Origin of the sequence: Dietzia sp. PP-33, from assembly GCF_033790845.1 — a bacterium.
In the GTDB taxonomy this organism is placed as follows: domain Bacteria; phylum Actinomycetota; class Actinomycetes; order Mycobacteriales; family Mycobacteriaceae; genus Dietzia.
Genome location: NZ_JAMYEI010000004.1, coordinates 132,114 through 155,180, shown reverse-complemented (window position 1 = coordinate 155,180; position 23,067 = coordinate 132,114). Strand labels below are relative to the sequence as shown.

Here is a 23,067-nt window from a genome sequence, read left to right as displayed (position 1 = left end):
GTTCAGGCCTCGGGCTCGGCTGCCGCTGCCGCGTTCCCCTCGGTATCCCCGTTGCCCTTGCCGATGGCGGTGTGCAGGCGCGCCCGGCGGGGTGAGTCGTCGGTGCCCAGCAGGAGGTCGATGGTCAGGCCGAGCCGGCTGTTGACGTCGGCGGCGGACGACCGCCTGGTGAGCCAGGAGACGAGGTTCGACATCCACACGTCGGAGACCACGCGGGCGATCGAGAGCTGGACCTCGTCCGGCTCCCCATCGGCCATGGCGCGGGCGATGATCCGGTCCATGTAGAAGCCCACCTCCTCGACCTCGTTGGCCACGGAGGCGTCGGCGAACATGAACGCCCGGGTCATTGCCTCGGTGAGGTTGGGGTCGCGCTGCATGGACTTGGTGATCATGTCCACCACGACCTTCATGCGTTCCTGTGCGGTGTCCCCGGGCGGAGCCGAGCGCTCGGTGCGCTGGTCCAGGCGGCGGAATTCGCGGGCCAGGGCCGAGACCAACAGGTGGACCTTGGAGGGGAAGTAGCGGTACAGCGTGCCCACCGCGACCTCGGCCTTCTCGGCGACGGCACGCATCTGCACCGCCTCGTACCCGCCCTTGGCGGCCAGCGCCAGCGTGGCGTCGAGGATCCGGCGACGACGCTCCCGCTGCGAGGAGGTGGTGGGCTCGTCACCGCGGGGCGCGGGTTCAGACACGGCAGGACCGGAACCGGTCTCGGTCGAGCTGTTGGTCATGAGGCGAGCCTCCTGGGCTGGCGAGCGGCCGACGGGGGCCGGGTGCGGTGATCAAGTCCTGCTGGTGCATTCTAGAACACACTTGTTAGAACACGTTCTATTATGGGCGGGGGTGTGGGTCCCGGAGGACCCGCACCGGCACGAACCCCACCCGCGCCGAGGAGCCACCGTGAGTATCGCCACCACCCCGGATCAGACCGAGATCCAGAACTCGATCAAGTCCTGGGCGAAGTCCGTCGATCCCGTGGACACAGTACGCGCACAGGAGACGGAACCCGACGCATGGAAGGCACATTGGGCGCAGTTGGCCGAACTGGGGATTTTCGGCGTGGCCGTCGCCGAGGAACACGGGGGAGCCGGCGCGGAGATCGTCGACCTGGCCTGCATGCTGGAGGAGGCCGCCGCCCGGATGGCTCCGGGCCCGGTGCTGTCGACCGCACTCGCCGGCGTCCTGGTGTCCCGGGCCGGTGGCGCCGTCGCCTCCGCACTGGGCGAGACCATCGCCGAGGGCGGGCTTCCCGTGGGCGTGTGCCTGGGCTACGGGGTGGCCATCCTCGACGTCTCGGACGGTGCGGGGTCGAGCACCGTGACCGGTGACCCGGGTATCGCCTACGGCGGAACCGCCGACGGCGCGATCCTCCTGCCCGTCGAGGTGGACGGACAGACCCGGTGGGCCCTCCTGGACGGGAGCACCGAGGGTCTCACGGTGACCCCCGCGACCCCGTACGACCTGTCGGCCTCCATCGGGCACGTGGCCCTGGAGGGCGCTTCGATCCCGCCCGACAGGTTCCTCGACGGCATCACCACAGACTGTGTCCACCAGCTCTTCGTGACACTTGCCGCCGCCGAGGCCGCCGGGGTCGCCGACTACACGCTGGCCACGGCGGTCGAGTACGCCAAGATCCGCGAGCAGTTCGGCCGCACGATCGGGTCGTTCCAGTCCATCAAGCACCTGGCGGCCGACATGCTCTGCCGCACCGAGCAGGTCCGCGCACTGGCCTGGGACGCCGCGGTCGCCGCCGAGGACCTCGGCACCGACGCCTCCGAGTTCCCCGTCGCCGCCTCGGTGGCGGGCGCGCTCGCCTTCGACAACGCCGTGCGCAACTCCCAGGACTGCATCCAGATCCTCGGCGGCATCGGCTTCACCTTCGAACACGACGCCCACTTCTACATGCGGCGGGCCGGTGCGCTGCGGCAGGCGATCGGCGGCTCCGCCCGCTGGCGACGCCTCCTGGCCGAGCTGACCCTGGCCGGACAGCGCCGCCATCTCGACATCGACCTGTCCGGGATCGAGGGGATCGACGCCAGGCGCGAGGAGATCAGGTCCCTGGTCGCGAGGGTGGCCGCCGTCGAGGGGGACGAGCGCAGACAGGCCCTGGCCGACACCGGCCTGTTCATGCCGCACCTGCCCGAGCCGTGGGGCCTCGGGGCCTCGCCCGCGGAGCAGCTCCTGATCGACGAGGAGCTCGAGGCCGCGGGCGTGAGCCGCCACAACATCACCATCGGCGGCTGGGCCGTGCCGACCATCCTGCAGGCCGCGCCCGAGCACGCCGATCTGTTGGTGCGTGGCACCATGGCCGGCGAGATCAAATGGTGTCAGCTGTTCTCGGAGCCCGGCGCCGGTTCCGATCTCGCCGCGCTGCGCGCGACCGCGGAGAAGGTCGACGGCGGGTGGAGGATCAACGGCCAGAAGGTGTGGACCTCGCTGGCCCGCGAGGCCGACTGGGCCATGTGTCTGGCCCGGACCGACCCCGACGCCCCCAAGCACAAGGGCATCACCTACTTCCTCGTGGACATGAAGTCAGAGGGGATCCGGACCAGGCCGCTGCGCGAGATCACCGGTGAGGCGCTGTTCAACGAGGTCTACCTCGAGGACCTGTTCGTCCCCGACGAGTTCCAGGTCGGACAGGTGAACGACGGCTGGAAGATCGCCCGCACCACACTGGCCAACGAGCGCGTGGCCATGGGCGGCGGCTCCTCGCTCGGCGACGCCGCCGAGGAGATCGTCGGCCTCATCCGCGCGGCGGGGGCGGAGGACGACGCCCTGGTGCTGGACGAGCTCGGCAAGCACGTCGCCGACGGCGTCGTGGGGAGCCTGCTCGACCTGCGCACCGCCCTGCGGACCCTCTCCGGCTCCGGCCCGGGCGCGGAGTCGTCCGTCCGCAAGATCGTGGGCGTGCGACACCGCCAGGACATCGCCGAGTTCGGGCTCGAGCTCACCGGCACCGGCGGGGTCGAGTTCACCGAGCAGGGCCGCAAGTTCCTCATGGTCCGCTGCCTGTCCATTGCCGGCGGCACCGAGCAGGTGCTGCTCAACGTGGTCGGTGAACGCATCCTCGGCCTTCCCCGCGACTGAACCCCTCCCACCCCCGGACCGAACAGGACTGATTCCCGTGGACTTCACCCGTACCGAGACCCAGGCGGCCGTCGCCGAGGCGGTAGCCGGCGCTCTCACCACGGCCGCCCCGGCCGACGAGTTGCTCACGGCGCTGCCCAGCCGCGGCGTCGACGACGCCGGATACGACGAGCGACTGTGGTCGGCGTTCGCCGGATCGGGGCTGCTCTCGCTGGGCCTGCCGGCGGCCCTCGGCGGTGACGATCTCTCGGTGGCCGACATCGCCGTGGTGCTCGAGGAGGTCGGCAGGGCCGGCGTCGTGATCCCCGTGCTGGAGACCCTCGGGCTGGGCGTCCTCCCGATCGTCGCCCTCGGCAACGCCGACCAACAGAAAGCGCTGCTCGAGGGGATCGAGGACGGCCGCATCCTCACCGCCGCCGTGGCCGAGCCCGGCAGTCCGCTACCACTCGAGCCCACGGTGCGCCTGGACGGCGGGACGATCACCGGCACCGTCACCTCGGTCCGCTACGCGGCCCAGGCCCGTTCCGTCCTGGTGCCGGTGTCCACGGCGGAAGGGGCCCTCGGCCTCGTTGTTGTCGCCCCCGACGCCCCCGGGGTCACCCTGACCCCGACCCTCGGGTCGCTCGGCGTCCCGGAGTACGCGATGCGGTTCGAGGCCACCCCGGTGGACGACGACGAGGTGCTCCGCGGCCGGGAGGACGGGGCCGTCCTCGACGAGTTCCGACGCCTCGTCCTGACCGCCTGTACCGCCCACGGCGACGGGCTGGTCTCCGGCGCGTTGGACATGACCGCGGACTACCTCAAGCAGAGGGAGCAGTTCGGCAGGCCGCTCGGGGCGTTCCAGGCGGTCCAGCAGGAGCTGGCCGACGTCTACATCGTCTCGCGTACGCTGCACGTGATCGCGCAGTCGGTGGCCTGGCGCGTCTCCGAGGGGCTCGCCGGCCCGGCGGACCGCTACTCCACCGACCCGACGATCGGCGCCTACTGGCTGGCCGCCGAGGGGCCGCGCGCGGTCCAGATCCTGCACCACCTGCACGGCGGCGTCGGAGTGGACATCACGTACCCGATGTTCAGGTACTCCTCGGCCGTCAAGGACCTGGCCCGGTTCGTCGGTGGTGCGCAGTTGCACCTGGACGGGCTAGCGTCCGCCGTGGCCGCCGACCCCGTCGAGCACGTGGCGCCCGCCTCCACCGACGCCGACGCGGGCGCGGCACCGGAGGGGACGTTCATCGACCTCACTCCCGAGCAACGGGCGCTGCAGGCCGAGCTCCGCGAGTACTTCTCCACCCTCATCTCGCCCGAGGAGGCGGCGGACATCGCCACCACCCGCCACGGCGACACCTACGCCGAGATCATCAAGCGCATGGGCCGCGACGGCTGGCTGGGCGTGGGCTGGCCCACCGAGTACGGCGGCAAGGGCTTCGGCCACATCGAGCAGCAGATCTTCACCAACGAGGCCACGCGCGCCGATGTCCCTTTGCCGTCGGTCACGCTCCAGACCGTGGGACCGACCCTGCAGAAGTACGGCTCGGAGAAGCAGAAGGAGAAGTTCCTCCCCGGCATCCTGGAGGGCACCCTGCATTTCGCGATCGGCTACTCCGAGCCCGACGCCGGCACCGATCTGGCGGCGCTGCGGACCACGGCCAGGAAGGACGAGGCGACCGGGGACTGGATCATCAACGGACAGAAGATGTGGACCACCGGCGGGCACCACGCCGACTACATCTGGCTGGCGGCCCGGACGGGGACCCCCGACTCGCGCCACCGCGGTCTGACCATCTTCATCGTCGACGCCTCCGACCCCGGTTTCTCGTTCACGCCGATCATCACCTGCGACGGCGCCCACCACGTCAACGCCACCTACTACTCGGACGTGCGCGTCCCCGCGGACATGGTCGTGGGCGAGGTCGACGGCGGCTGGAAGATGCTCACCACCCAGCTCAACCACGAGCGGGTCATGCTGGCCCCGTCCGGTCGACCGGGCGGCTACTACGACGGGCTGGCCGACTGGGCCCGGGGTACCGGCGCCGACGGCATCCGCCACCTGGACCGCCCCGAGGTCCGGCGGGGTCTGGCCGAGATCTTCGCGACCGTCCGGCTCAACGAGCTGCTCAACTGGCAGGTCTCCTCGACGGGCGACAACCCGTCCATGGGCGACTCCGCGGCGTCCAAGGTGTTCTCCACCGAGAAGATCCAGCACGTCGGCCGGATCGTCGAGGAACTGCTCGGCCGCTTCGGCGACCCCACCGACCCCGACACGGCGAAGCTGCAGCGGTGGTTCGACATGATGAACAAGCGCAACGTCGTGATCACCTTCGGTGGTGGCGTCAACGAGGTCATGCGCGAACTGACCTGCATGGGTGGCCTCGGCATGCCCCGCACGGCTCGCTAGACCCGGCCCGCTGACCCCGCACGAACGAAGTGAGGCATACATGAGTGACGACACGGTGACCAACGAGCGAGCCGGCCGCATCCTCGCCGCCGCCGACGAGGTGCGGGATTCCGGGGGCAGTTCCCGCCGGGCGGGTCGCGATCCGATCAACCTGCCCATGATCCGCAACTGGACCGAGGCGATCGGGGACGTCAACCCGGTCTACGAGTCCGAGGAGGCCGCCCGTGAGGCCGGCCACGAGGGTCTGGTCGCTCCGCCGGCCATGGCCCAGGTGTGGACCATGCGCGGCCTGGGCAGGACCCGGGAGTCCGACGACCCGTTGGGCCGGATGACGGACATCCTCGATGCCGAGGGATTCACCTCCGTGGTGGCCACCAACTGCGACTCGACCTACCACCGCTACACGCGACCGGGTGAAGAGGTCACCATCTCCTCGGTCCTCACCGACGTCGTGGGGCCCAAGACCACTGGTCTGGGGGAGGGCTGGTTCTTCACCACCCGCAACTACTGGCGGGTCGGCGACGAGGTCGTGGCCGAGATGGACTTCCGGATCCTCAAGTTCCGTCCGCCCGCGACGAAGGCCGAGCCGTCGACCGAGGAGGCCGCAGGCGCGATCGTGTCCAGCTCCGGATCGCCGACCGACGACCTCGTGGTGGGGAAGGTCCTGCGCCCGTCGGTCTCCCAGGACACGAGGTTCTTCTGGGACGGGGTCCGCGCCCACGAGCTGCGGATCCAGAGACTCGAGGACGGTTCGCTCCAGCACCCGCCGGTACCGGCGCTGTGGAAGGACAAGACCGAGCAGACCGACTACGTCGTGTCCTCGGGGCGCGGCACGGTGTTCAGCTTCGTCACCCATCACGCCCCGCGCGTGCCCGGTCGCACCCGGTTCCCGTTCGTCATCGCGCTGGTCGAGTTGGAGGAGGGCGTGCGCATGCTCGGCGAGTTGCGCGACGTCGACCCGGCCGAGGTGTCGATCGGGATGCCGGTTCAGTCCGAGTTCCTGGACATGCCCGGCGAGCCCGGCGAGGACGCGGCCTTCGGCACCGAACCGTGGACGCTCTACGCGTGGCGACCCGCCACCACCGATGAGGAGGGCTCGAAGTGAGCGACCGTGTGATCTGCCCGGAGACGCCGCCGTCCGTGACGGTGGGGGACCGGCTCCCGGAGCTGGCGATCGAGGGGACGCCGACGTTCATCGTGGCCTCGGCCCTGGCCACGCGTGACTTCCAGGACGTGCACCACGACCGCGACCTGGCCCACGCCAAGGGCTCGAAGGACATCTTCGTCAACATCCTCACCGACACCGGCCTGGTGCAGCGGTTCGTCACCGACTGGGCGGGCCAGCGCGCCCGGATCACCTCGATCAAGCTCCGCCTCGGGGTCCCCTGGTACGCCTACGACACCCTGACCCTGACCGGGGAGGTCACGGAGATCTCGGGCGACGGGCTGGTCACGCTGAAGATCGTCGGCACCGACTCGCTGGGCGCGCACGTCACCTCGACGGCCACCCTCTACATGGACGGAGGAGCGGCCTGATGGGCTCTCTGGCAACTGCGTCACTGTCAGACCGGGCGGCGATCGTCGGCATCGGCGCCACCGACTTCTCGAAGGACTCCGGTCGGTCGGAGCTTCGCCTGGCCGCGGAGGCCGTCCGGGCCGCCGTGGCCGACGCCGGGCTGCAACCGTCGGACGTCGACGGACTGGTGTCCTTCACGATGGACACCAACACCGAGATCGCGGTGGCCCGGGCCGCCGGCATCGGGTCGCTGAACTTCTTCTCCCGCATCCACTACGGCGGCGGTGCTGCGTGCGCCACGGTGCAGCAGGCCGCGATGGCCGTGGCGACGGGCGTCGCCGAGGTCGTGGTCTGCTACCGGGCGTTCAACGAGCGGTCCGGGATGCGATTCGGTCAGGTCAACTCCGCGCTGGTCCAGCAGGTCAACTCCTCCGGAACGGACAACGCGTTCTCCTACCCGCACGGGTTGTCGACCCCCGCCGGGTTCGTGGCCATGGTCGCGCAGCGCTACATGCACGAGTACGGCGCCACCAGCGAGGACTTCGGGCGGGTCGCGGTGGTGGACCGCAAGCACGCCGCCGTCAACCCCGCGGCCTTCTTCCACGGCAAGCCGATCACGTTGGACGACCACCAGAACTCGCGCTACATCGCCGAGCCGCTGCACCTGCTGGACTGCTGCCAGGAGTCCGACGGCGGCCAGGCGATCGTGGTGACCACGCCCGAGCGGGCCAGGGACCTCCCGCACCGGCCGGTGTCGATCGCCGCGGCCGCGTCGGGCTCGGGGCCGGACCAGTACATCATGACCTCGTACTACCGCCCGGAGCTCGCGGGACTGCCGGAGATGGGCATCGTCGGCGATCAGCTCTGGGCCCAGTCGGGCCTGCGTCCCGGGGACATGGACATGGCGGTGCTCTACGACCACTTCACGCCGTATGTCCTCATGCAGCTGGAGGAGCTGGGCTTCTGCGGTCGGGGAGAGGCCAAGGACCTGGTCCGTGAACCCGGTGCGCTGGAGGTGGGCGGGCGGCTACCGCTGAACACCCACGGCGGGCAGCTGGGTGAGGCCTACATCCACGGGATGAACGGCATCGCCGAGGGCGTACGGCAGCTGCGGGGCGACTCGGTGAACCAGGTGCCGGGTGCCGAGAAACTGGTCGTGACCGCGGGGACCGGGGTGCCCACGTCGGGTCTGGTGCTCACGGTCTGACCGTTCCGATCCCACCGCCGCGGCCGCGCACGGCCGGGTTCAGTCGCGCAGGCACCCGCGGACGAACGAGCCGATGTCGCGGACCGCGAGCTTGGCCTCCGGCACGAGGGGGTGGAACACCTGGAACACGTGGAACTGGTGTGGCCACAGTTGGAACTCGTGCCGGACACCGTGTTCGGCGAAGCGCTCGGCCAGTTGCTCGATCCCCCCGCTGAAGATCTCCTCTCCGCCGCACTGGATGAGGAACGGAGGCCAGTCGGGGGAGGGCACGTACTTGATCGGCGAGATTGCCGGGTCGTCCGGGTCCACGCCCGGTGCGTACTGCGAGCGACAGAGTTCGGCCAGCCCCACCGCGAGGAACGGGTCCTTGCGGGCCCGGTCCCGTGCGGTCATGTCCGTGAAGTCCAGGTCCACCCACGGCGAGAGCAGGACGACCCCCGCCGGCATCGGGGCGTTGTCCCTGTCCAGGGCCGCCACGAGTTGGAGGGCGAGGTTCCCGCCGGCGGAGTCGCCGGCCACCACGATGTCCTCGGCGCGGAAACCCATGCTCAGCAGCCACTCCCAGCCGGCGAGGGTGTCCTCCGTGGCCGCGGGGTGCGGGTGCTCCGGTGCGAGCCGGTAGTCGGGCAGGAAGACCGGCACACCGGTCTCGCTGGCGATCCGCGAGGCGAGCGCCTTGTGCGACCAGGGGGATCCGAACGTGAACCCGCCGCCGTGGATGTGGAAGATCACCTTGTCCGAGTGGAAGAACCGCTTGCGCCCCACCCACAGCCCTGGCACGGGGCCGTCCGAGGACCAGTCGTTGGTGGTCTCGAGGGCCGCCGCACGACCGGCTCCCGAGGTCAGCGCCCGCAGGCGTCCGAGGGAGACGTCGGTCGCCGGCATCTTGTCGAGGGCCGGACGGACGAACATCCGCAGTCCACCGGCGAGGCCGCGGGACCGGAGGGTCCCGTGTTCCCCGGGACCCGTCAGGGCCGGGGTCCGGGCGGACGGCCGGTCCGCCTCGGGGGCGGCGGATCGGCGGCCGTCGACGGGAACGCTGCCCGACCGGGTGGCGTGGGGCAGCATCAGGCCCCCGTCGTAGGGCGCGCGTCGTCGCGGTGGCCGCCGTGAACTCATGTCCAAAATGTAGGCCGTCCCAGGGCCCGGAGCACACCGATTCGGCTCAGGCGGCCGATTTGGTTCTGTAACCTGTTGCAGTAATCTAGAGTTAGAGCAGGTCAGCTTGCCGTCTGGACATGAGAACAAGTTCAGGTCACAATGTGAGGACCGCCACAATTAAGCCCCCTCCGTGCGAAGGAATCTGCCATGACTGATGCCCCCGACCAACTCGCCGATCCGCTGGCCGGAACCAACCCGGAGATGAACGAGGCCTCCGTGTTCGAGGCCGTCGCGGACAAGATCCCGGACAACTTGTTGCTCACCATAGACGGGGCGGAGTACTCCTACCGTCAGATCGATGAGCTGGCCAACCGGATGGGCCACCTGCTCCGGGCGCACGGCGTCGAGCCGCGCACGCACATCGCGCTGTACATGAAGAACAGCCTCGAACACATGACGGCGATCATCGGCTGCATGAAGATCCGGGTCGCCGGCATCAACGTCAACTACCGCTACACCCCGGCGGAGTTGGTCTACCTCTTCAACGACTCGCAGTCGGTGGCCGTCCTGGTGGACGGGGAGTTCGCGGAGACCATGGCGGCAGCGGTGCCCCGCCTGGAGACCGTACGGACCGTGTTGGCGGTCGGCGGGGTGTCCGAGGTGCTGGCGACCGCGTGTGCCGACAAGGGGATCGAGGTCGTCGACGTCGACACGGAGTGGCCGACGCAGTCCGCCGAGCGTGACTTCGAGCCCGCTCGCGGGGACGACCACTGGATCGTCTACACCGGCGGCACCACGGGCTTCCCCAAGGGCGTGCAGTGGCACATGTCGGACTATTACTACGCGTGCCTGTCCGGCGGCAACCCGTACGGGGACAAGCGCCACAGCCCGCAGGAGGTCGCCGATAACGTCTCGCCCGACGGTGGCCTGAAGGTCGTCGTCTCGGCGCCGCTCATGCACGGTGCAGGTCTGTTCACGCTGCTGACCTTCGTCAATCTCGGTGGACACCTGATCATGTTCCGCGACTTCGACGCCGGTGAGATCGTCCGCGCCACCGCCGAGAACAAGGCCGCGATCCTGATGTTCGTCGGCGACGGCATGGCGGTCCCCATCACTGACGAGCTGATCGCCGCCTCGGAGACGATGGACTTCAGCTCGTTGTTCATGGTCGCCTCCGGGGGCGGCATCTGGTCCAAGTCCTCACGCGAGCGGCTGATCGAGGTGTTCCCCAACGTCATCGTCCGCGACAACTTCGGTGCGTCGGAGTCGGGGAACGACGGGGAGCTGGGCATGAACGAGGCAGGCGAGATGACGATCCCCGCCAGTGCCCGGCTCGGTGTCATCGATGAGTCGAACAACCCGGTCCCGCCCGGTTCGGACGAGATCGGCTACATTGTCCGCCGCGGCCACGTCCCGGTCGGCTACTGGAACGACCCGGAGAAGACCGCCAGGACCTTCCCCGAGGTCGACGGCCAGCGGGTGTCCGTCCTCGGTGACATGGGGCAGATCCGTGAGGACGGCACCATCGTCTTCCTCGGTCGCGGCTCGGGGTGCATCAACACCGGCGGGGAGAAGGTGTTCCCCGAGGAGGTCGAGCAGGCGCTCAAGGCCCACCCGGCCGTTCACGACGCGCTGGTCGCTGGTGCCCCGGACCCCCGGTACGGGCAGAAGGTCGCCGCGGTCGTGTCGTTCCGCGAGGGACAGTCGGCCGAATCCGACGAGCTCACGGCGTTCCTGCGCGAGTCGCTGGCCAACTACAAGGTGCCCAAGGTGATCGTGGACGTGCCCGAGATCCGCCGCTCGCCGGCGGGCAAGGCCGACTACAAGTGGGCCAAGGACCAGCTGCCGGCGAGCTGACGCCGGGGCTAGTCCGTCGCGAGGATCCGCTCGACCGCGCCCAGCGGGACCCCGATCCAGCTGGGCCGGTTGCGCGACTCGTACATGACCTCGTAGAGGGCCTTGTCCAGGGTGTAGGCCCGCAGCAGAGCTCCGGTCTCCCTCGGGTCGGAGTCACTGACCCCGGCGTAGCCGCTGCAGAAGGCGTCGACGTTGCGGTCACACCACTCCCGCGCCCGGAACCGCAGCTGCCGGTCGGTGACCCCGACCAGCGTGTGCTGGGCGGCGTAGTCGAGGCTGCGCAGGATCCCCGCCACGTCGCGGGCGGGCGAGTCCGGCACCCGTCGCTCGGCCAGGGGGGCCGCCGGTTCGCCCTCGAAGTCGATGATGATCCAGCGGTCCGGGGTGCGGAGTGTCTGGCCCAGGTGCAGGTCGCCGTGGACGCGGTGGACCGGCACCGGGCCGGAACCGGCGACCTCGTCGAACACGGCGCGGGCCGCGTCGACGAACCCGCCGAGCTCGGGGACCTCGGCCACCGCCGCGTCGAGACGCGCCCGCATGGCCGCCACGATCTCGCCGCCGGGCCGGGTGGAGGTTCCGGTCGCGGCCGCGAGGTCGTCGTGGACCCGCGCCACTGCGGCGCCCAGCCGATGGGCCTCGTCGGCGAAGTCGGTGCCCACCTCCTCGGCCAGCAGGTCGGCCTCCGCGAACAGGTCCCGCACGCTCGCCGTGGCCATCGCCCACCCGTCCGCGGCGCCCGCGAGGAACTCCTGGGCCATGGCCAACGTTGTGGGACCGGCATCGTCGTCGTCATCCAGTTCAACCCAGCCCCGCAGCGGCGCGACGGCCGGACACCCCCGGTCGGCCAGCGCGGCGTGGAGCTCCACGTCCGGGTTCAGGCCCGGCTGCACCAGGCGGAACACCTTGACCATGAGGTCGTCGCCGAACACCAGCGACGAGTTGGACTGCTCGCCCTCCAGCAACCGGCCCCACGTGGGTTCCGGGAGTGCGGTGTCGGGTACGCGCCGGAACCGCAGGCCGCCCACCTCGTCCTGCGCGGTCAGATGGGCGAGCAGGGACTCGGTGCCGCGCGGGTCGCGGAGCCCGTCGTAGACGACGGGCGAGGTGCCCTCGGGGGTCAGCGGGTGTGCCCGCCGGTCGCCCGGGAGTTCGGCAGCGGTGGCGATCGGCACCTGGTAGCGCTGGGGTCGGTCGTCGACCAGGACGTCCACCAGCAGGTGCTCGACCAGCACCCCGGACTCGTCCAACAGGACGGCCCGGCGGGAGATCCGCACCCCGGTCAGCACCGACCCCTTGCCGGAGAACCACCGTTGCTCGGGCAACCAGTCCGTCAGCAGACGGGTCAGGGTCGCGTCGTCGACCGGGGTGATGCCTGCGCCGGTGTCGGTCATGACGGTCCCTCCGTGGGGCTGCGCAGCTCGAGCCAGTAGAAGCCGTACCCGGGCAGGGTGAGCTGGTACGGATCGGCGTCGACCCCGGGGAACGGCACGCCGCCGGTGAGCTCCACGGGCTGGCGGCCGGCGAACTCGGCCAGGTCCAGGCGCACGGCCTGGGGGAACCGGGACAGGTTGTTGACGCACAGGATGAGGTCCGGCTCGCCCCCGTCGGCGGACTCGAGGCGGCGCAGGTAGGACAGGATGGACGGGTTGGACCCGCCGAGGTCGGTGAACTCGCCGCGGCCGAACGCGGGGTGACTCTTGCGCACGTGGATCATCCGCCTGGTCCAGTGCAGCAGGCTCGCGCTGGAGTTGAGCTGGGCCTCCACGTTGACGCCCTGGTAGCCGTACTGCGGGTCCATGATCACCGGGAGGTACAGCTTGCCGGGGTCGCACCGGGAGAATCCCGCGTTGCGGTCGGGGCTCCACTGCATGGGCGTGCGCACGGCGTCGCGGTCGCCCAACCAGATGTTGTCACCCATCCCTATCTCGTCGCCGTAGTACAGCATCGGCGATCCGGGCAGGCTCAGCAGCAGCGCGGAGAACAACTCGAGTTGGTTGGTGTCACCGTCGAGCAGCGGGGCCAGGCGCCGGCGGATGCCGATGTTGGCCTTCATCCGCGGGTCCTTGGCGTACTCCGCGTACATGTAGTCGCGTTCCTCGTCGGTGACCATCTCGAGCGTCAGCTCGTCGTGGTTGCGCAGGAAGATCGCCCACTGGGCCGACGACGGGATGTCGGGGGTGTGGGCCAGGATCTCGGTGACGGGGAAGCGGGACTGCCGACGCACGGCCATGAAGATCCGCGGCATGAGCGGGAAGTGGAACGCCATGTGGCACTCGTCGCCCACCTCGGGCTCGCCGTAGTAGTCCACCACGTCCTCGGGCCACTGGTTGGCCTCGGCCAGCAGCACGCGCCCGGGGTACTCCTCCTCGACCACCGCGCGGCACTTACGCAGGAACTCGTGGGTCTCGGGCAGGTTCTCGCAGTTGGTGCCGTCGCGCTCGAACAGATACGGCACGGCGTCCAGGCGGAACCCGTCGATCCCCAGGTCCAACCAGAAGCGCAGGACGTCGATCATGGCGTCCTGGACCTCGGGGTTGTCGTAGTTGAGGTCGGGTTGGTGGGAGAAGAAGCGGTGCCAGTAGAACTGCCCGCGGACCGGGTCGTAGGTCCAGTTGGAGGACTCGGTGTCGACGAAGATGATGCGGGCGTCCGGGTACCGGGTGTCGTCGTCGGACCACACGTAGTAGTCGCCGTACGGGCCGGTCGGGTCGGACCGGGACTCGGTGAACCAGGCGTGGGTGTCGGAGGTGTGGTTCATGACCAGGTCGGTGATCACGCGCATGCCGCGCTTGTGGGCCTGGTCGAGGAACTCCACGAAGTCGTCGACGGTGCCGAACTCGGGGAGCACCGTCCGGAAGTCGCGGATGTCGTAGCCGCCATCGCGCAGCGGCGAATCATAGAACGGCGGCAGCCACAGGCAGTCGACCCCCAGCCACTCCAGGTAGTCCAGCTTCTCCGTGAGTCCGCGCAGGTCGCCGGTCCCGTTGCCGTCCGAGTCGTTGAACGCCCTGACCAGTACCTCGTAGAAGACGGCCGACTTGTACCATTCCCGGTCGATCTCGAGCTCGGACGCGTGGCGGTAGTCGTCGGCGCTGGGCTCGATCACGTGCCCGTCGTCGGTGAGCTCGGGTTCGGCTGGGCGGGGATCGGACGGGTGGAGATCGGCCTGGTGGCGCGACGTCGGTGCCATGGGGGCGAGCCTACGGCCCCGTACGATCCGTTGCATGCGGAAATTCCAGTCGATGGCGCGCCTGCGCGACCTGGGGCGCCTGAATCCCGCGCGGTCGTACCGGGACCGTCACGGCCGGCGTGCCCTCGCGCTGGCGGCGCTGTTGGACGGCGACGACGACGAGGTGGTCGTGCGCCCGTGGGACCTGCGATTGCCCCGGACGGTCATCCTCGCCGCGGCCCGGAGCAGGGGACTGGAGCCCGTGGGCGGAACGCGGTCGCTGGTCCCGCGCGGGCCGTGGACCGATCCCGTGCGGTTCACGCGCTCGTCCGGGGAGGGTGTGCGGTGAGCCCCGGCTGGGCGCTCGTGGTCGTAGCACTGGTGCCGCTCGCCGCGTGGCTGGTGGCCCTGTCCGTGGTGGTCGTGCGCCGGGCGCTGCGCCGCCGGGGGGACGAACAGGCGCGCCGACTGCGACTGGCGCGGATGCTGGGGTCCGCCGACCTCGTCGTCGTCCCCACCGCGGACGTCGACCTGCCCGAGCACACCGTCATGGAGGTCGCCTCGGGCGCGGGGTTCAGGTTCCTGGGTTACGAGCGCACCGACTCCCCGCTGCGCAGGCGCGTCGGGGTCTTCGTCCGGGCCGGCGGCGCGGTCGACGCGGTGGTCCGCGGAGGAGGGACCGGGGCCCCCCGGTAATGTCGCGCCCATGCGTATCGGGATGGCACTCAACTACAGCGGCGGGTTCGCCGAGACGGCGGCCGAGGCCGCGGACCTCGAGCGGGCGGGGTTGGACATCGCGTTCGTCCCCGAGGCCTACTCGTTCGACGCGGTGAGCCAACTCGGCTACCTCGCGGCCAGGACGTCCACCATGGAGCTGGCGTCGGGAATCCTGCAGATCTACACCCGTACGCCCACGCTCACCGCGATGACGGCGGCGGGCCTGGACTACGTCTCCGACGGGCGTTTCACCCTGGGGCTCGGTGCCTCCGGGCCGCAGGTGGTCGAGGGCTTCCACGGCGTGAAATACGACGCGCCGCTGGCCCGCACGCGCGAGATCATCGAGATCTGCCGCAAGGTGTGGCGCCGGGAGAAGCTCGTGCACGACGGGGCCAAGTACCAGATCCCGCTGCCCGCCGACCAGGGCACGGGGCTGGGCAAGCCGCTCAAGCTCATCAACCACCCGGTCCGGTCGACCATCCCGATCGTGCTGGCCGCGCTGGGGCCGAAGAACGTGCAGCTCGCGGCCGAGATCGCCGACGGGTGGCAGCCGTTGTTCTTCCACCCCGAGAAGGCGGACTTGGCGTGGGGCGACGCACTGGCCAAGGGCCGCGAGAAGCGTGATCCGTCGCTGGGCGAGCTCGAGGTCTACGCCGGGCCCGCGTTGGCGATCTGCGAGGAGGACGAGGTTCCGGGCTACCTGGACTTCGTGCGCCCGCACCTCGCCCTCTACATCGGTGGCATGGGCGCGCGGGGCAAGAACTTCTACAACGAGCTGGCCTGCCGCTACGGCTACGAAGCCGAGGCCGCCCGCATCCAGGACCTGTATCTGGACGGCAAGAAGGACGAGGCCACCGCGGCCGTGCCCGACGAGCTGGTGCGGTCGGTCTCGCTGATCGGCCCCGAGTCGTACGTGGCCGAGCGGGTCGAGGCGTTCCGCGAGGCCGGTGCCACGACCCTGACCGTGACCCCGATGGCGATGGACGCGCCCGGCCGTGTCCGCCTCGTGGAGCAGTTCCGCGCGCTGTGTTGATCTAACCCCCGCGCTGACGGACTCCCCGGACTGACGGGTCAGGCGAGCGTGACCACCACGTTCTTGAGCACGGGGGCGTCGTCGCGGTCGGCGGACGTGGCTGCCACGAGCAGGCGCGAGCCGTCTTCCCACACCCGGATACGCATGGTCTCACCGGGGAAGAAGACGCCACCGAACGTCACCCCGTAGCCGCGCACCCGCTCGACGTCGCCGTCCAGGACCTCGTCGACGACCGCGCGCAGCACCATGCCGTACGAGCACAGCCCGTGGAGGATGGGCCGCGGGAACCCGGCGGCCTCGGCGAACGCGGGATCGGAGTGCAGCGGGTTGCGGTCACCGCACAGGCGGTAGATCAGGGCCTGTTGCGGCAGGCTCGCGACCTCGATGGTGTGGTCGGCCTCGCGCTCGGGGTACTCGACCTTCTCGGACGTCCCGCGCTCGCCGCCGAAGCCGCCCTCACCCTTGGCGAAGATCCCGGACCGCGAGGTCCACAGCTTCTCGCCCTCGGCGGAGACGGTCTCGGACTCCTGGATGATCACCGCGGCCGAGCCCTTGTCCTGGATCTCCGCGATCCGGGTGGTGGTGACGGCGGTGCCGTCCGCGGGGATGGGGCGGTGCAGCTCGACGGACTGGCTGCCGTGCACGACCTTGGCCAGGTCGATCTCGACGCCGGGGAAGGACACCCGCGGCGCCTCGGTGACGTTCATCGTGGCGGCGACGGTGGCGAACGACGGCAGCACCTTGGGCTGCGAGTCGTCCACGTAGGCGAGCCCGGCGGTGTCCATCGGATCGCCGGCCGCGCCCACCCCGAGCGCGTAGAGCGCCACGTCGGAGGCGGTCCAGGAGAACTCCTGGGAGGGGAGCTCGGCCCCCAGGGCGGTCGAGAGGTCTATCGGCACGTCAGACTCCCGTCTTGTCGGTGCTGGTGGTGGACCCGGTGGAGACGCCGGCCAGCATGTGCTCGACCGCGAGGTATCCGAAGACCATCGCGGGGCCGATCGTCGCCCCGGGTCCGGCGTAGGTGTGGCCCATGACCGGCGACGACGCGTTGCCGGCGGCGTACAGCCCCTCGATCACGGAACCGTCCGACCGGAGCACGCGACCGTGGACGTCGGTGTTCGCCCCGCCCTTGGTGCCGAGGTCTCCGGGCACCATCTTGGCGGCGAAGAACGGGGCCTTTCGGACCGGGCCGAGGCTCGGGTTGGGCTTGTTGGTGGGGTCACCGTAGTAGTGGTCGTACCCCGAGACGCCGCGCTGGAAATCCTCGTCGACGCCCTTCTCGGCGAAGCCGTTGAAGCGGGAGGCCGTCTTCTCCAGCGCCTCGGCGGGGACGCCGATGAGGTCGGCGAGCTCGGCGAGGGTGTCCGCCTTGTGGAAGTTCTCCGTGGCGAGCCACTTCTTCGGCAGCGGCTGCTTGGCCTGGAGGCCGGCGAAGAGGTACCGGTTCTTGTACTCCTGGTCGAAGATGATCCAGGCCGGGACGTTCTCACCCTCGGCCCCCTCCTGTCCGGCTGCCGCCTGACCGTACTCGCCGCCGTACATCCTGTGGCCGGCCTCGACGTAGGGCAGGGACTCGTTCATGAACCGCTCGCCCCGGGAGTTGACCAGGAACGAGCAGGGCAGGGACCGCTCGGCGAGCGCGAACCAGGGACCACGGGGGAGCAGGATCGTGGGACCCCACCACGCGTCCTCCATGAAGGCCAGTTCCGCCCCCACCTTCTCCATGTACTCGATTCCCTCGCCGGTGTTGGCGGCGGCTCCGACGGTCCACGAGGTGGGGATGGGCTGACGCTGGTACTTGTCGCGCATCTCCTGGTTGTGCTCGAATCCGCCCGACCCGATGATCACGCCCCGACGGGCGCGGAGGGTCTGCTCCTCGCCGCCACGGGTGACGGTGATGCCCACGACCCGCTCCTGGTTGCCGGAGCCCTCGGTCACGAGTCCGGTCATGGGCGTCTCGAGCCACACCGGGACGCCGGCGTCGAGCAGGCCCTTGCGCATCGCGGCGATGAGGGCGCGACCCATGCCCACCGAGTTCTGGCCGCGCGCCTTGGCCAGGAACATCCGCAGGGCGACCCGGATGGAGCGTCTGATGCCCTTGGTGTGCGGCCGCTGTAGGAGGTTGAGCCAGCGGTAGTCGGACTGCATGACCACCATGTTGACCGGCGCCTTGGCGTAACCCGGCTCCAACTTGTCGGCCTCGGACCCGAGCTGGCGGAGGTCGAACGGCCTGGGCTCGACGGACCGGCCGCCAAGACGACCACCGGGGGCCTCGGGGTAGTAGTCGGAGTAGTCCTTGACCCACTCGAGGCGCAGGGGACTGTTGGCCAGGACGAAGTCCAGGACCTCGGGACCGCGGTCGACGTAGGTGTCGATCCGCTCCGGGGCCACGACGTCGCCGACGATCGACCGGAGGTAGGTGCGGGCGGCCTCCGGGGTGTCCTGGACCCCGTCCCGCCGGAGGACCGAGTTGCCCGGGATCCACACGCCGCCGCCGGAGCGGGCGGTGGAGCCGCCGTAGTGTGGGGCCTTCTCCACGAGGACCACACTGAGGCCCTTCTTCGCTGCTGCGAGGGCGGCCGTCATGCCTGCTCCACCGCTACCGACGACGACGACGTCGAATTCCTGATCTGCCATGTAGAACACGTTATAGAACCGAGCGCATTCGCGCCAGACGGCCCAGGTAGCATCCCGTCCATGCTCAACGAGGAGACCCGCGCCACTCTCGCACAGCGACTCTGGGACGCCGAGGCCGACGTCGCGCCCGTCCAGCCGCTCACTACCGACCACCCGGACATGACCCCGGACGACGCGTTCGAGATCCAGCTCGTCAACATCCGCCGCAAGCTCGACGCCGGTGCCGTGGTCACGGGGCACAAGGTGGGCCTGGCCTCCAAGGCGATGCAGGAGATGATGGGTGTCGACGAGCCCGACTACGGACATCTCCTCGACACGATGGAGTACCCCGAGGGTGCCCCGGTCGAGGCGGCCCGCTTCTGTTTCCCGCGTGTCGAGGTCGAGGTGGGCTTCATCCTCGGTGCCGACATCCCGCCGGAGGGGTGTTCCCAGGAGGAGGCCGCCGCGGCCATCGAGTGGGTGGTGCCCTCGATCGAGCTCATCGACTCGCGGATCAGGGACTGGAAGATCACGCTGCCCGACACGATCGCCGACAACGCGTCGTCCTGTGGGTACGTCGTCGGGGCGCAGCGCGTGAGACTGGCGGACATCGACGTCGCCGCGATCGACGCGACCCTCTACAAGAACGGCGAGTTCCTGGCCTCGGGCCGGTCCGACGCGGTCCTGGGCAACCCGCTCAACTCGGTGGGTTGGCTGGCGTCGACGGTCGCCAAGTTCGGCGTCCGTCTGCGCAAGGGTGACGTGATCCTGCCGGGGACGGCCATCCGCGCGATGGACGCCGCTCCCGGCGATTCCTTCCGCGCGGAGTTCGCGGGTCTGGGCGACGTGACCATGGAATTCAGCTAGCGAGGAGTTTGGCCGGCGCGGGAATCCAGCTAGTGCGCCGCTCCTACCGGTCTGACGCCATCGAGCGACTGGCGGCCACCGCCACCCTGGTGACCAGGGGCTCCAGTCGCGCGAGTGCCGCCCCGTCCGCCGCACTCGCGGACAGTGCCGCCACCGCCCGCGTGCCGCCGGTGCCCTCCTCGTCGTCGTCGAACACCGGCGCGGCCACGCAGTAGAGGCCGGGCGTGAGTTCTGCGCGATCCACCGCTCGTCTCCTGCGTCGGATCTCCGCGAGCTCCACGGCGAGCGCATCCGGCGAGGTCAGCGTGGTATCGGTCCATTCGACCATCGGGCCCTGCGCCACCCGTTCGGCAGCCGCGTCGTCGAACGCGAGCATCGCTTTGCCCACACCGGTGCAGTAGGCCGGCAGTCCGCCGCCGATCCGCGACGGCGACGGGATGGGCCGGGGACCGTGCAACTTGTTGAGGTACACGACCTCGTCACCGTGCAACGTGGCCAGATGCACCGTCGCCCGGGTCGCTTCGAAGAGGTGCGCGAGGAACGGGGTGAGTACCCGGCGTATCCGCTCGTATGCCGGGGAGGTGGGAATGGGATCCAGCTCGTTGACCAGCGGGCCCAGCCGGTAGCGCTGTTCGATCCGGGTGACCGCGCCGTTGCGTTCGAGCGCCGTCAGTAGACGCAGGGTCGTGGATTTGGCGAGTCCGGTCGCCCGCGCGATCTCGCTCAGCGTCAGCCCGGTTCCCGCGGCCGTCGCGCGCAGGACGTCGAAGGCGCGGTCGACGGGGGAGGAGGGGGCGTCGGTCATGTCGGAAGTGTAGCGGTGCGCTCGCGGGGCGCCTATTCGAACACTTGCGCGATAGTTGCGGCGAGGGTAGAGTGGAACGTGCGTTCGAATCCGGCGCAACGTGGGGAGGGGGATGGTCATGACGACGACGACAACAACATCGACCTCGCCTGGCCCTGTGCGGTTTCGCGACCCCGTTCTGTTTCACGACCACCGCGAAGCCCTGGACACCCTCGGTGCGGAGGCGTTGAGCGAGGTCGCCCGGTCAGCGACAGTGACGCAGAACCTCGCCGCCGCCACCCGGCTGGAGGCCGCTCACTTCCTGGTCGAGGCGATGCGCCGCGTCGATGCCGAGGCTCACTCCGGCTCGGATTCGGGCAGTGCGCGTCGCCCCGCCCGCGCCCGCCCCTCCCATGCCCGGTTGGTTCCCGAGGACCGGGCCCGCGACCACCTGTGTGCCGCCCTGACCCTGACCACCTGGCACGCCGCCCGCCTGGTCACCGCCGGCGTGCAGATCCACACCCGACTGCCCCGCCTGCGCTCGGTGGTGGCCCGCGGCATGTTCCCCGAACAACTCGCGGTCGACGCAGCCTGCCGGCTTGCCGCCGTCCCCGACGACATCCTCCCCGGCGTGGAGTCCGAGGTCGTCGACGCCCTGGCCCGCCACCTCGACGGCGGACACCGCCCCAGCCGCAGCAACGTCGACAACCTCATCGACACCGCGGTCGAACGCCGCGACCCCCGCGCCGCCGAGGACGCCGTCGCCGACGCCATCGAGAAGCGCACTGTGCGTTTCCGGCCCGAACGAGGTGGCATGGCCTCCCTGTGGGCCAACCTGCCCGTCGCCGCCGCCGAGAAACTGCGCCGCCGCATCGAGGCCGCCGCCAAAGCCGCCGCCGACTCAGGACATCCCCGCACCCGCGATCAACTGCGCGCCGACGCGCTGGCCGCTCTCGGCGACCCCACCACCGACGACATCGGCAACCCCCTCCACGATGATGACGCCCCCGCCCCCGACACCGACACCGGCGCTGGCGCATGCGGCGGCGAGGCCGCCCGCCCCGCCCCGGGCAGCGCGTGGGGTACCGATCAACCCATCCGGATATCCGTCATCGCCGCCGCCGCGGAGGGCCTGCCCAACCGGGTCCAGTTCGTCAACGGCGCCTACTCCAGCTTCGGCTGGCTCTGCCAGGAACTTCTCGAAGGCGGGGACGCCAGGGTCCGCTTCGAACTCATCGACCCCGCCCCCGGCGTCCTCGACAAGCCCGACTCGGCCCTCAAGTACTTCATCACCCCGGCCCTGGCCGAACGCATCAGACTACGGGACGCCACCTGCCGCCATCCCGGTTGCACCGTCAACGCTCACGACTGCGACGTCGACCACATCATCGCCTTCGACCTGCAACGACCCGAACTGGGTGGGCCCACCGCCGAGTGGAATCTCGTCTGTCTCTGCAGAAAGCACCATCGCGAGAAGACCTTCGGTCACAACGCCTACCGCCCCGGCCCCTTCGGGGAGCTGATCATCATCACCGACACCGGACACGAACACCGCACAAGACCGTCGGGGCCACTGGCCCAGGCCCGCGACCAACTGCTCGAACACACCTGGCAACAGCGCCTCGATCACCTCATCGCCGACGACGGGCACCTCGCGAACCCACCAGGTGTCTCCAGGGTCGATCGCTACTCACCGGACCCCGACAGCAGTCACTCCGCCTGAAGTTCCACTCAGCGGCACGCACGATTGTGGCCCGCGCGCCCTGGGGTGACACTGACGGGTATGACAGAGAAGACCAAGCTCAGCGCCGCGATAGTCGGGTCGGGAAACATCGGAACCGACCTCATGTACAAGCTCGAGCGCAGCGAGTACATCGAACCCAAGTGGATGATCGGTATCGATGCGGAGTCCGAGGGGATGAAGCGCGCCGCGGACCACGGATTGACGTGTATGTCGGGCGGCGCCGACGAACTGCTCAGCTCGATCGAGGCCGGTGGCGAGAAGCCCGACCTGCTCTTCGAGGCCACCAGCGCCTACGTGCACAAGGAGTATGCGCCCAAGTACGAGGCCGCCGGCATCATCGCCATTGATCTCACGCCGGCAGCGGTCGGACCGATGGTGATCCCTCCCGCGAACCTCCACGAACACGTCGACGCACCGAACCACAACATGGTCACCTGTGGCGGCCAGGCCACGATCCCTATGGTCCACGCCGTCTCGTCGGTCGTGCCGGTCGAGTACGCGGAGATCGTGGCCTCCGTCTCCTCGGAGTCGGCGGGGCCGGGTACCCGGGCGAACATCGACGAGTTCACCGAAACCACCAAGCTGGCCATCGAGAAGGTCGGCGGCGCCAAGCGCGGCAAGGCGATCATCATCCTCAACCCGGCCGAACCGCCCATGATCATGCGCGACACCATCTTCTGCGCGATCCCCCCCGACGCCGACCACGACCTCATCACCACCGCCATCCGCAAACGCGAGAAGGAGATCCAGGAGTACGTCCCGGGCTACCGGCTCCTCCAGGAACCACAGTTCGACCCGCCCACCGAGATCACCGGCGGGATGGCGCGCGTCGCCATCTTCGTCGAGGTCGAGGGCGCCGGGGACTTCCTCCCGCCGTACGCCGGCAACCTCGACATCATGACCGCCGCCGCCACCAAGGTCGGCGAGGACATCGCCAAGACCAAGCTCGCCAAGACCACGCTCGGAGTGTGAGAACA

General features: G+C 69.9%; 19 protein-coding genes and 1 pseudogene. 13 read left to right on the top strand and 7 right to left on the bottom strand.

The genetic code is table 11. The annotated features are described in order from the left end of the window. Nucleotides 1–2 precede the first annotated feature (2 nt). Complete coding sequence (gene kstR / locus NJE57_RS08855) at nt 3–731, bottom strand: cholesterol catabolism transcriptional regulator KstR (RefSeq protein WP_319028035.1); 729 nt, start codon at nt 729–731, stop codon at nt 3–5. 169 nt (nt 732–900) lie between these two features. Here kstR and NJE57_RS08850 point away from each other — a divergent pair, with 169 nt between their 5' ends. From NJE57_RS08850 to NJE57_RS08825, 6 genes and pseudogenes are all read left to right on the top strand, one after another. Beyond that, nucleotides 901–3,087: an acyl-CoA dehydrogenase gene (locus NJE57_RS08850; RefSeq protein ID WP_319028034.1), complete on the top strand. Its 2,187-nt coding sequence runs from the start codon at nt 901–903 to the stop codon at nt 3,085–3,087. Continuing rightward, nucleotides 3,056–4,186: pseudogene (locus NJE57_RS08845) on the top strand (acyl-CoA dehydrogenase family protein); the annotation flags it as partial. The gene NJE57_RS08850 and the pseudogene NJE57_RS08845, both read left to right, overlap by 32 nt. Before the next feature lie 75 nt (nt 4,187–4,261). Further along, nucleotides 4,262–5,479 carry an acyl-CoA dehydrogenase family protein gene (locus NJE57_RS08840; RefSeq protein ID WP_319028242.1) on the top strand — a complete coding sequence of 406 codons (1,218 nt, stop codon included), beginning with the start codon at nt 4,262–4,264 and terminating at the stop codon, nt 5,477–5,479. A 40-nt stretch (nt 5,480–5,519) separates the two neighbouring features. Beyond that, complete coding sequence (locus NJE57_RS08835) at nt 5,520–6,584, top strand: bifunctional MaoC family dehydratase N-terminal/OB-fold nucleic acid binding domain-containing protein (protein ID WP_319028033.1); 1,065 nt, start codon at nt 5,520–5,522, stop codon at nt 6,582–6,584. Continuing rightward, complete coding sequence (locus tag NJE57_RS08830; RefSeq protein WP_319028032.1) at nt 6,581–7,015, top strand: MaoC family dehydratase; 435 nt, start codon at nt 6,581–6,583, stop codon at nt 7,013–7,015. The genes NJE57_RS08835 and NJE57_RS08830 overlap by 4 nt, the downstream gene beginning before the upstream one ends. Beyond that, entirely contained in the window at nt 7,015–8,202 is a 1,188-nt protein-coding gene (locus NJE57_RS08825) for a lipid-transfer protein (protein WP_319028031.1), read from the top strand. Before NJE57_RS08830 ends, NJE57_RS08825 begins: the two co-directional genes overlap by 1 nt. 39 nt (nt 8,203–8,241) lie before the next feature. On the opposite strand, the gene NJE57_RS08820 is transcribed toward NJE57_RS08825, so the two are convergent. After that, nucleotides 8,242–9,321, bottom strand: coding sequence for an alpha/beta hydrolase (locus NJE57_RS08820; RefSeq protein WP_319028030.1), 1,080 nt, complete (start codon nt 9,319–9,321; stop codon nt 8,242–8,244). 189 nt (nt 9,322–9,510) lie between these two features. Between NJE57_RS08820 and NJE57_RS08815 the strand changes: the two genes are divergently transcribed. Then, nucleotides 9,511–11,160, top strand: a complete 1,650-nt coding sequence (locus NJE57_RS08815; RefSeq protein WP_319028029.1) for an AMP-binding protein — start codon at nt 9,511–9,513, stop codon at nt 11,158–11,160. An 8-nt stretch (nt 11,161–11,168) separates the two neighbouring features. On the opposite strand, the gene NJE57_RS08810 is transcribed toward NJE57_RS08815, so the two are convergent. Next, complete coding sequence (locus tag NJE57_RS08810) at nt 11,169–12,551, bottom strand: maltokinase N-terminal cap-like domain-containing protein (protein WP_319028028.1); 1,383 nt, start codon at nt 12,549–12,551, stop codon at nt 11,169–11,171. Continuing rightward, nucleotides 12,548–14,350, bottom strand: a complete 1,803-nt coding sequence (treS, locus tag NJE57_RS08805) for a maltose alpha-D-glucosyltransferase (protein WP_319028027.1) — start codon at nt 14,348–14,350, stop codon at nt 12,548–12,550. Before treS ends, NJE57_RS08810 begins: the two co-directional genes overlap by 4 nt. 34 nt (nt 14,351–14,384) lie before the next feature. Here treS and NJE57_RS08800 point away from each other — a divergent pair, with 34 nt between their 5' ends. From NJE57_RS08800 to NJE57_RS08790, 3 genes are read left to right on the top strand one after another with little or no spacing between them, the layout of a single operon-like run. Continuing rightward, entirely contained in the window at nt 14,385–14,678 is a 294-nt protein-coding gene (locus NJE57_RS08800) for a hypothetical protein (protein WP_319028026.1), read from the top strand. Then, nucleotides 14,675–15,025, top strand: a complete 351-nt coding sequence (locus tag NJE57_RS08795; RefSeq protein ID WP_319028025.1) for a hypothetical protein — start codon at nt 14,675–14,677, stop codon at nt 15,023–15,025. The genes NJE57_RS08800 and NJE57_RS08795 overlap by 4 nt, the downstream gene beginning before the upstream one ends. A gap of 10 nt (nt 15,026–15,035) precedes the next feature. Then, nucleotides 15,036–16,079 (top strand): LLM class F420-dependent oxidoreductase, encoded by a 1,044-nt coding sequence (locus NJE57_RS08790; protein ID WP_319028024.1) that lies wholly within the window; start codon nt 15,036–15,038, stop codon nt 16,077–16,079. 38 nt (nt 16,080–16,117) lie between these two features. On the opposite strand, the gene NJE57_RS08785 is transcribed toward NJE57_RS08790, so the two are convergent. Together NJE57_RS08785 and kstD are read right to left on the bottom strand one after the other, a co-directional pair. Continuing rightward, nucleotides 16,118–16,978: a MaoC/PaaZ C-terminal domain-containing protein gene (locus tag NJE57_RS08785; protein ID WP_319028023.1), complete on the bottom strand. Its 861-nt coding sequence runs from the start codon at nt 16,976–16,978 to the stop codon at nt 16,118–16,120. Nucleotide 16,979: 1 nt separating this feature from the next. Then, nucleotides 16,980–18,716, bottom strand: a complete 1,737-nt coding sequence (gene kstD / locus NJE57_RS08780) for a 3-oxosteroid 1-dehydrogenase (protein WP_319028022.1) — start codon at nt 18,714–18,716, stop codon at nt 16,980–16,982. 60 nt (nt 18,717–18,776) lie between these two features. Here kstD and NJE57_RS08775 point away from each other — a divergent pair, with 60 nt between their 5' ends. Further along, nucleotides 18,777–19,562, top strand: a complete 786-nt coding sequence (locus NJE57_RS08775) for a 2-keto-4-pentenoate hydratase (protein WP_319028021.1) — start codon at nt 18,777–18,779, stop codon at nt 19,560–19,562. Nucleotides 19,563–19,605: 43 nt separating this feature from the next. Here the strand turns inward: NJE57_RS08775 and NJE57_RS08770 are convergent, their stop codons facing one another. Further along, complete coding sequence (locus NJE57_RS08770; RefSeq protein ID WP_319028020.1) at nt 19,606–20,367, bottom strand: IclR family transcriptional regulator; 762 nt, start codon at nt 20,365–20,367, stop codon at nt 19,606–19,608. A 157-nt stretch (nt 20,368–20,524) separates the two neighbouring features. Here NJE57_RS08770 and NJE57_RS08765 point away from each other — a divergent pair, with 157 nt between their 5' ends. Further along, nucleotides 20,525–22,069, top strand: a complete 1,545-nt coding sequence (locus NJE57_RS08765) for an HNH endonuclease signature motif containing protein (RefSeq protein WP_319028019.1) — start codon at nt 20,525–20,527, stop codon at nt 22,067–22,069. Between the two features lie 60 nt (nt 22,070–22,129). Continuing rightward, entirely contained in the window at nt 22,130–23,062 is a 933-nt protein-coding gene (locus NJE57_RS08760; protein ID WP_319028018.1) for an acetaldehyde dehydrogenase (acetylating), read from the top strand. Nucleotides 23,063–23,067 lie beyond the last annotated feature (5 nt).

Bases quoted from the DNA above. Each gene is read 5' to 3' on its own strand.
- kstR (WP_319028035.1), bottom strand. From the start codon at position 731: ATGACCAACAGCTCGACCGAGACCGGTTCCGGTCCTGCCGTGTCTGAA.
- NJE57_RS08835 (WP_319028033.1), top strand. From the start codon at position 5,520: ATGAGTGACGACACGGTGACCAACGAGCGAGCCGGCCGCATCCTCGCC.
- NJE57_RS08825 (WP_319028031.1), top strand. From the start codon at position 7,015: ATGGGCTCTCTGGCAACTGCGTCACTGTCAGACCGGGCGGCGATCGTC.
- NJE57_RS08820 (WP_319028030.1), bottom strand. From the start codon at position 9,321: ATGAGTTCACGGCGGCCACCGCGACGACGCGCGCCCTACGACGGGGGC.
- NJE57_RS08815 (WP_319028029.1), top strand. From the start codon at position 9,511: ATGACTGATGCCCCCGACCAACTCGCCGATCCGCTGGCCGGAACCAAC.
- NJE57_RS08810 (WP_319028028.1), bottom strand. From the start codon at position 12,551: ATGACCGACACCGGCGCAGGCATCACCCCGGTCGACGACGCGACCCTG.
- treS (WP_319028027.1), bottom strand. From the start codon at position 14,350: ATGGCACCGACGTCGCGCCACCAGGCCGATCTCCACCCGTCCGATCCC.
- NJE57_RS08800 (WP_319028026.1), top strand. From the start codon at position 14,385: ATGCGGAAATTCCAGTCGATGGCGCGCCTGCGCGACCTGGGGCGCCTG.
- NJE57_RS08790 (WP_319028024.1), top strand. From the start codon at position 15,036: ATGCGTATCGGGATGGCACTCAACTACAGCGGCGGGTTCGCCGAGACG.
- kstD (WP_319028022.1), bottom strand. From the start codon at position 18,716: ATGGCAGATCAGGAATTCGACGTCGTCGTCGTCGGTAGCGGTGGAGCA.
- NJE57_RS08775 (WP_319028021.1), top strand. From the start codon at position 18,777: ATGCTCAACGAGGAGACCCGCGCCACTCTCGCACAGCGACTCTGGGAC.
- NJE57_RS08770 (WP_319028020.1), bottom strand. From the start codon at position 20,367: ATGACCGACGCCCCCTCCTCCCCCGTCGACCGCGCCTTCGACGTCCTG.
- NJE57_RS08760 (WP_319028018.1), top strand. From the start codon at position 22,130: ATGACAGAGAAGACCAAGCTCAGCGCCGCGATAGTCGGGTCGGGAAAC.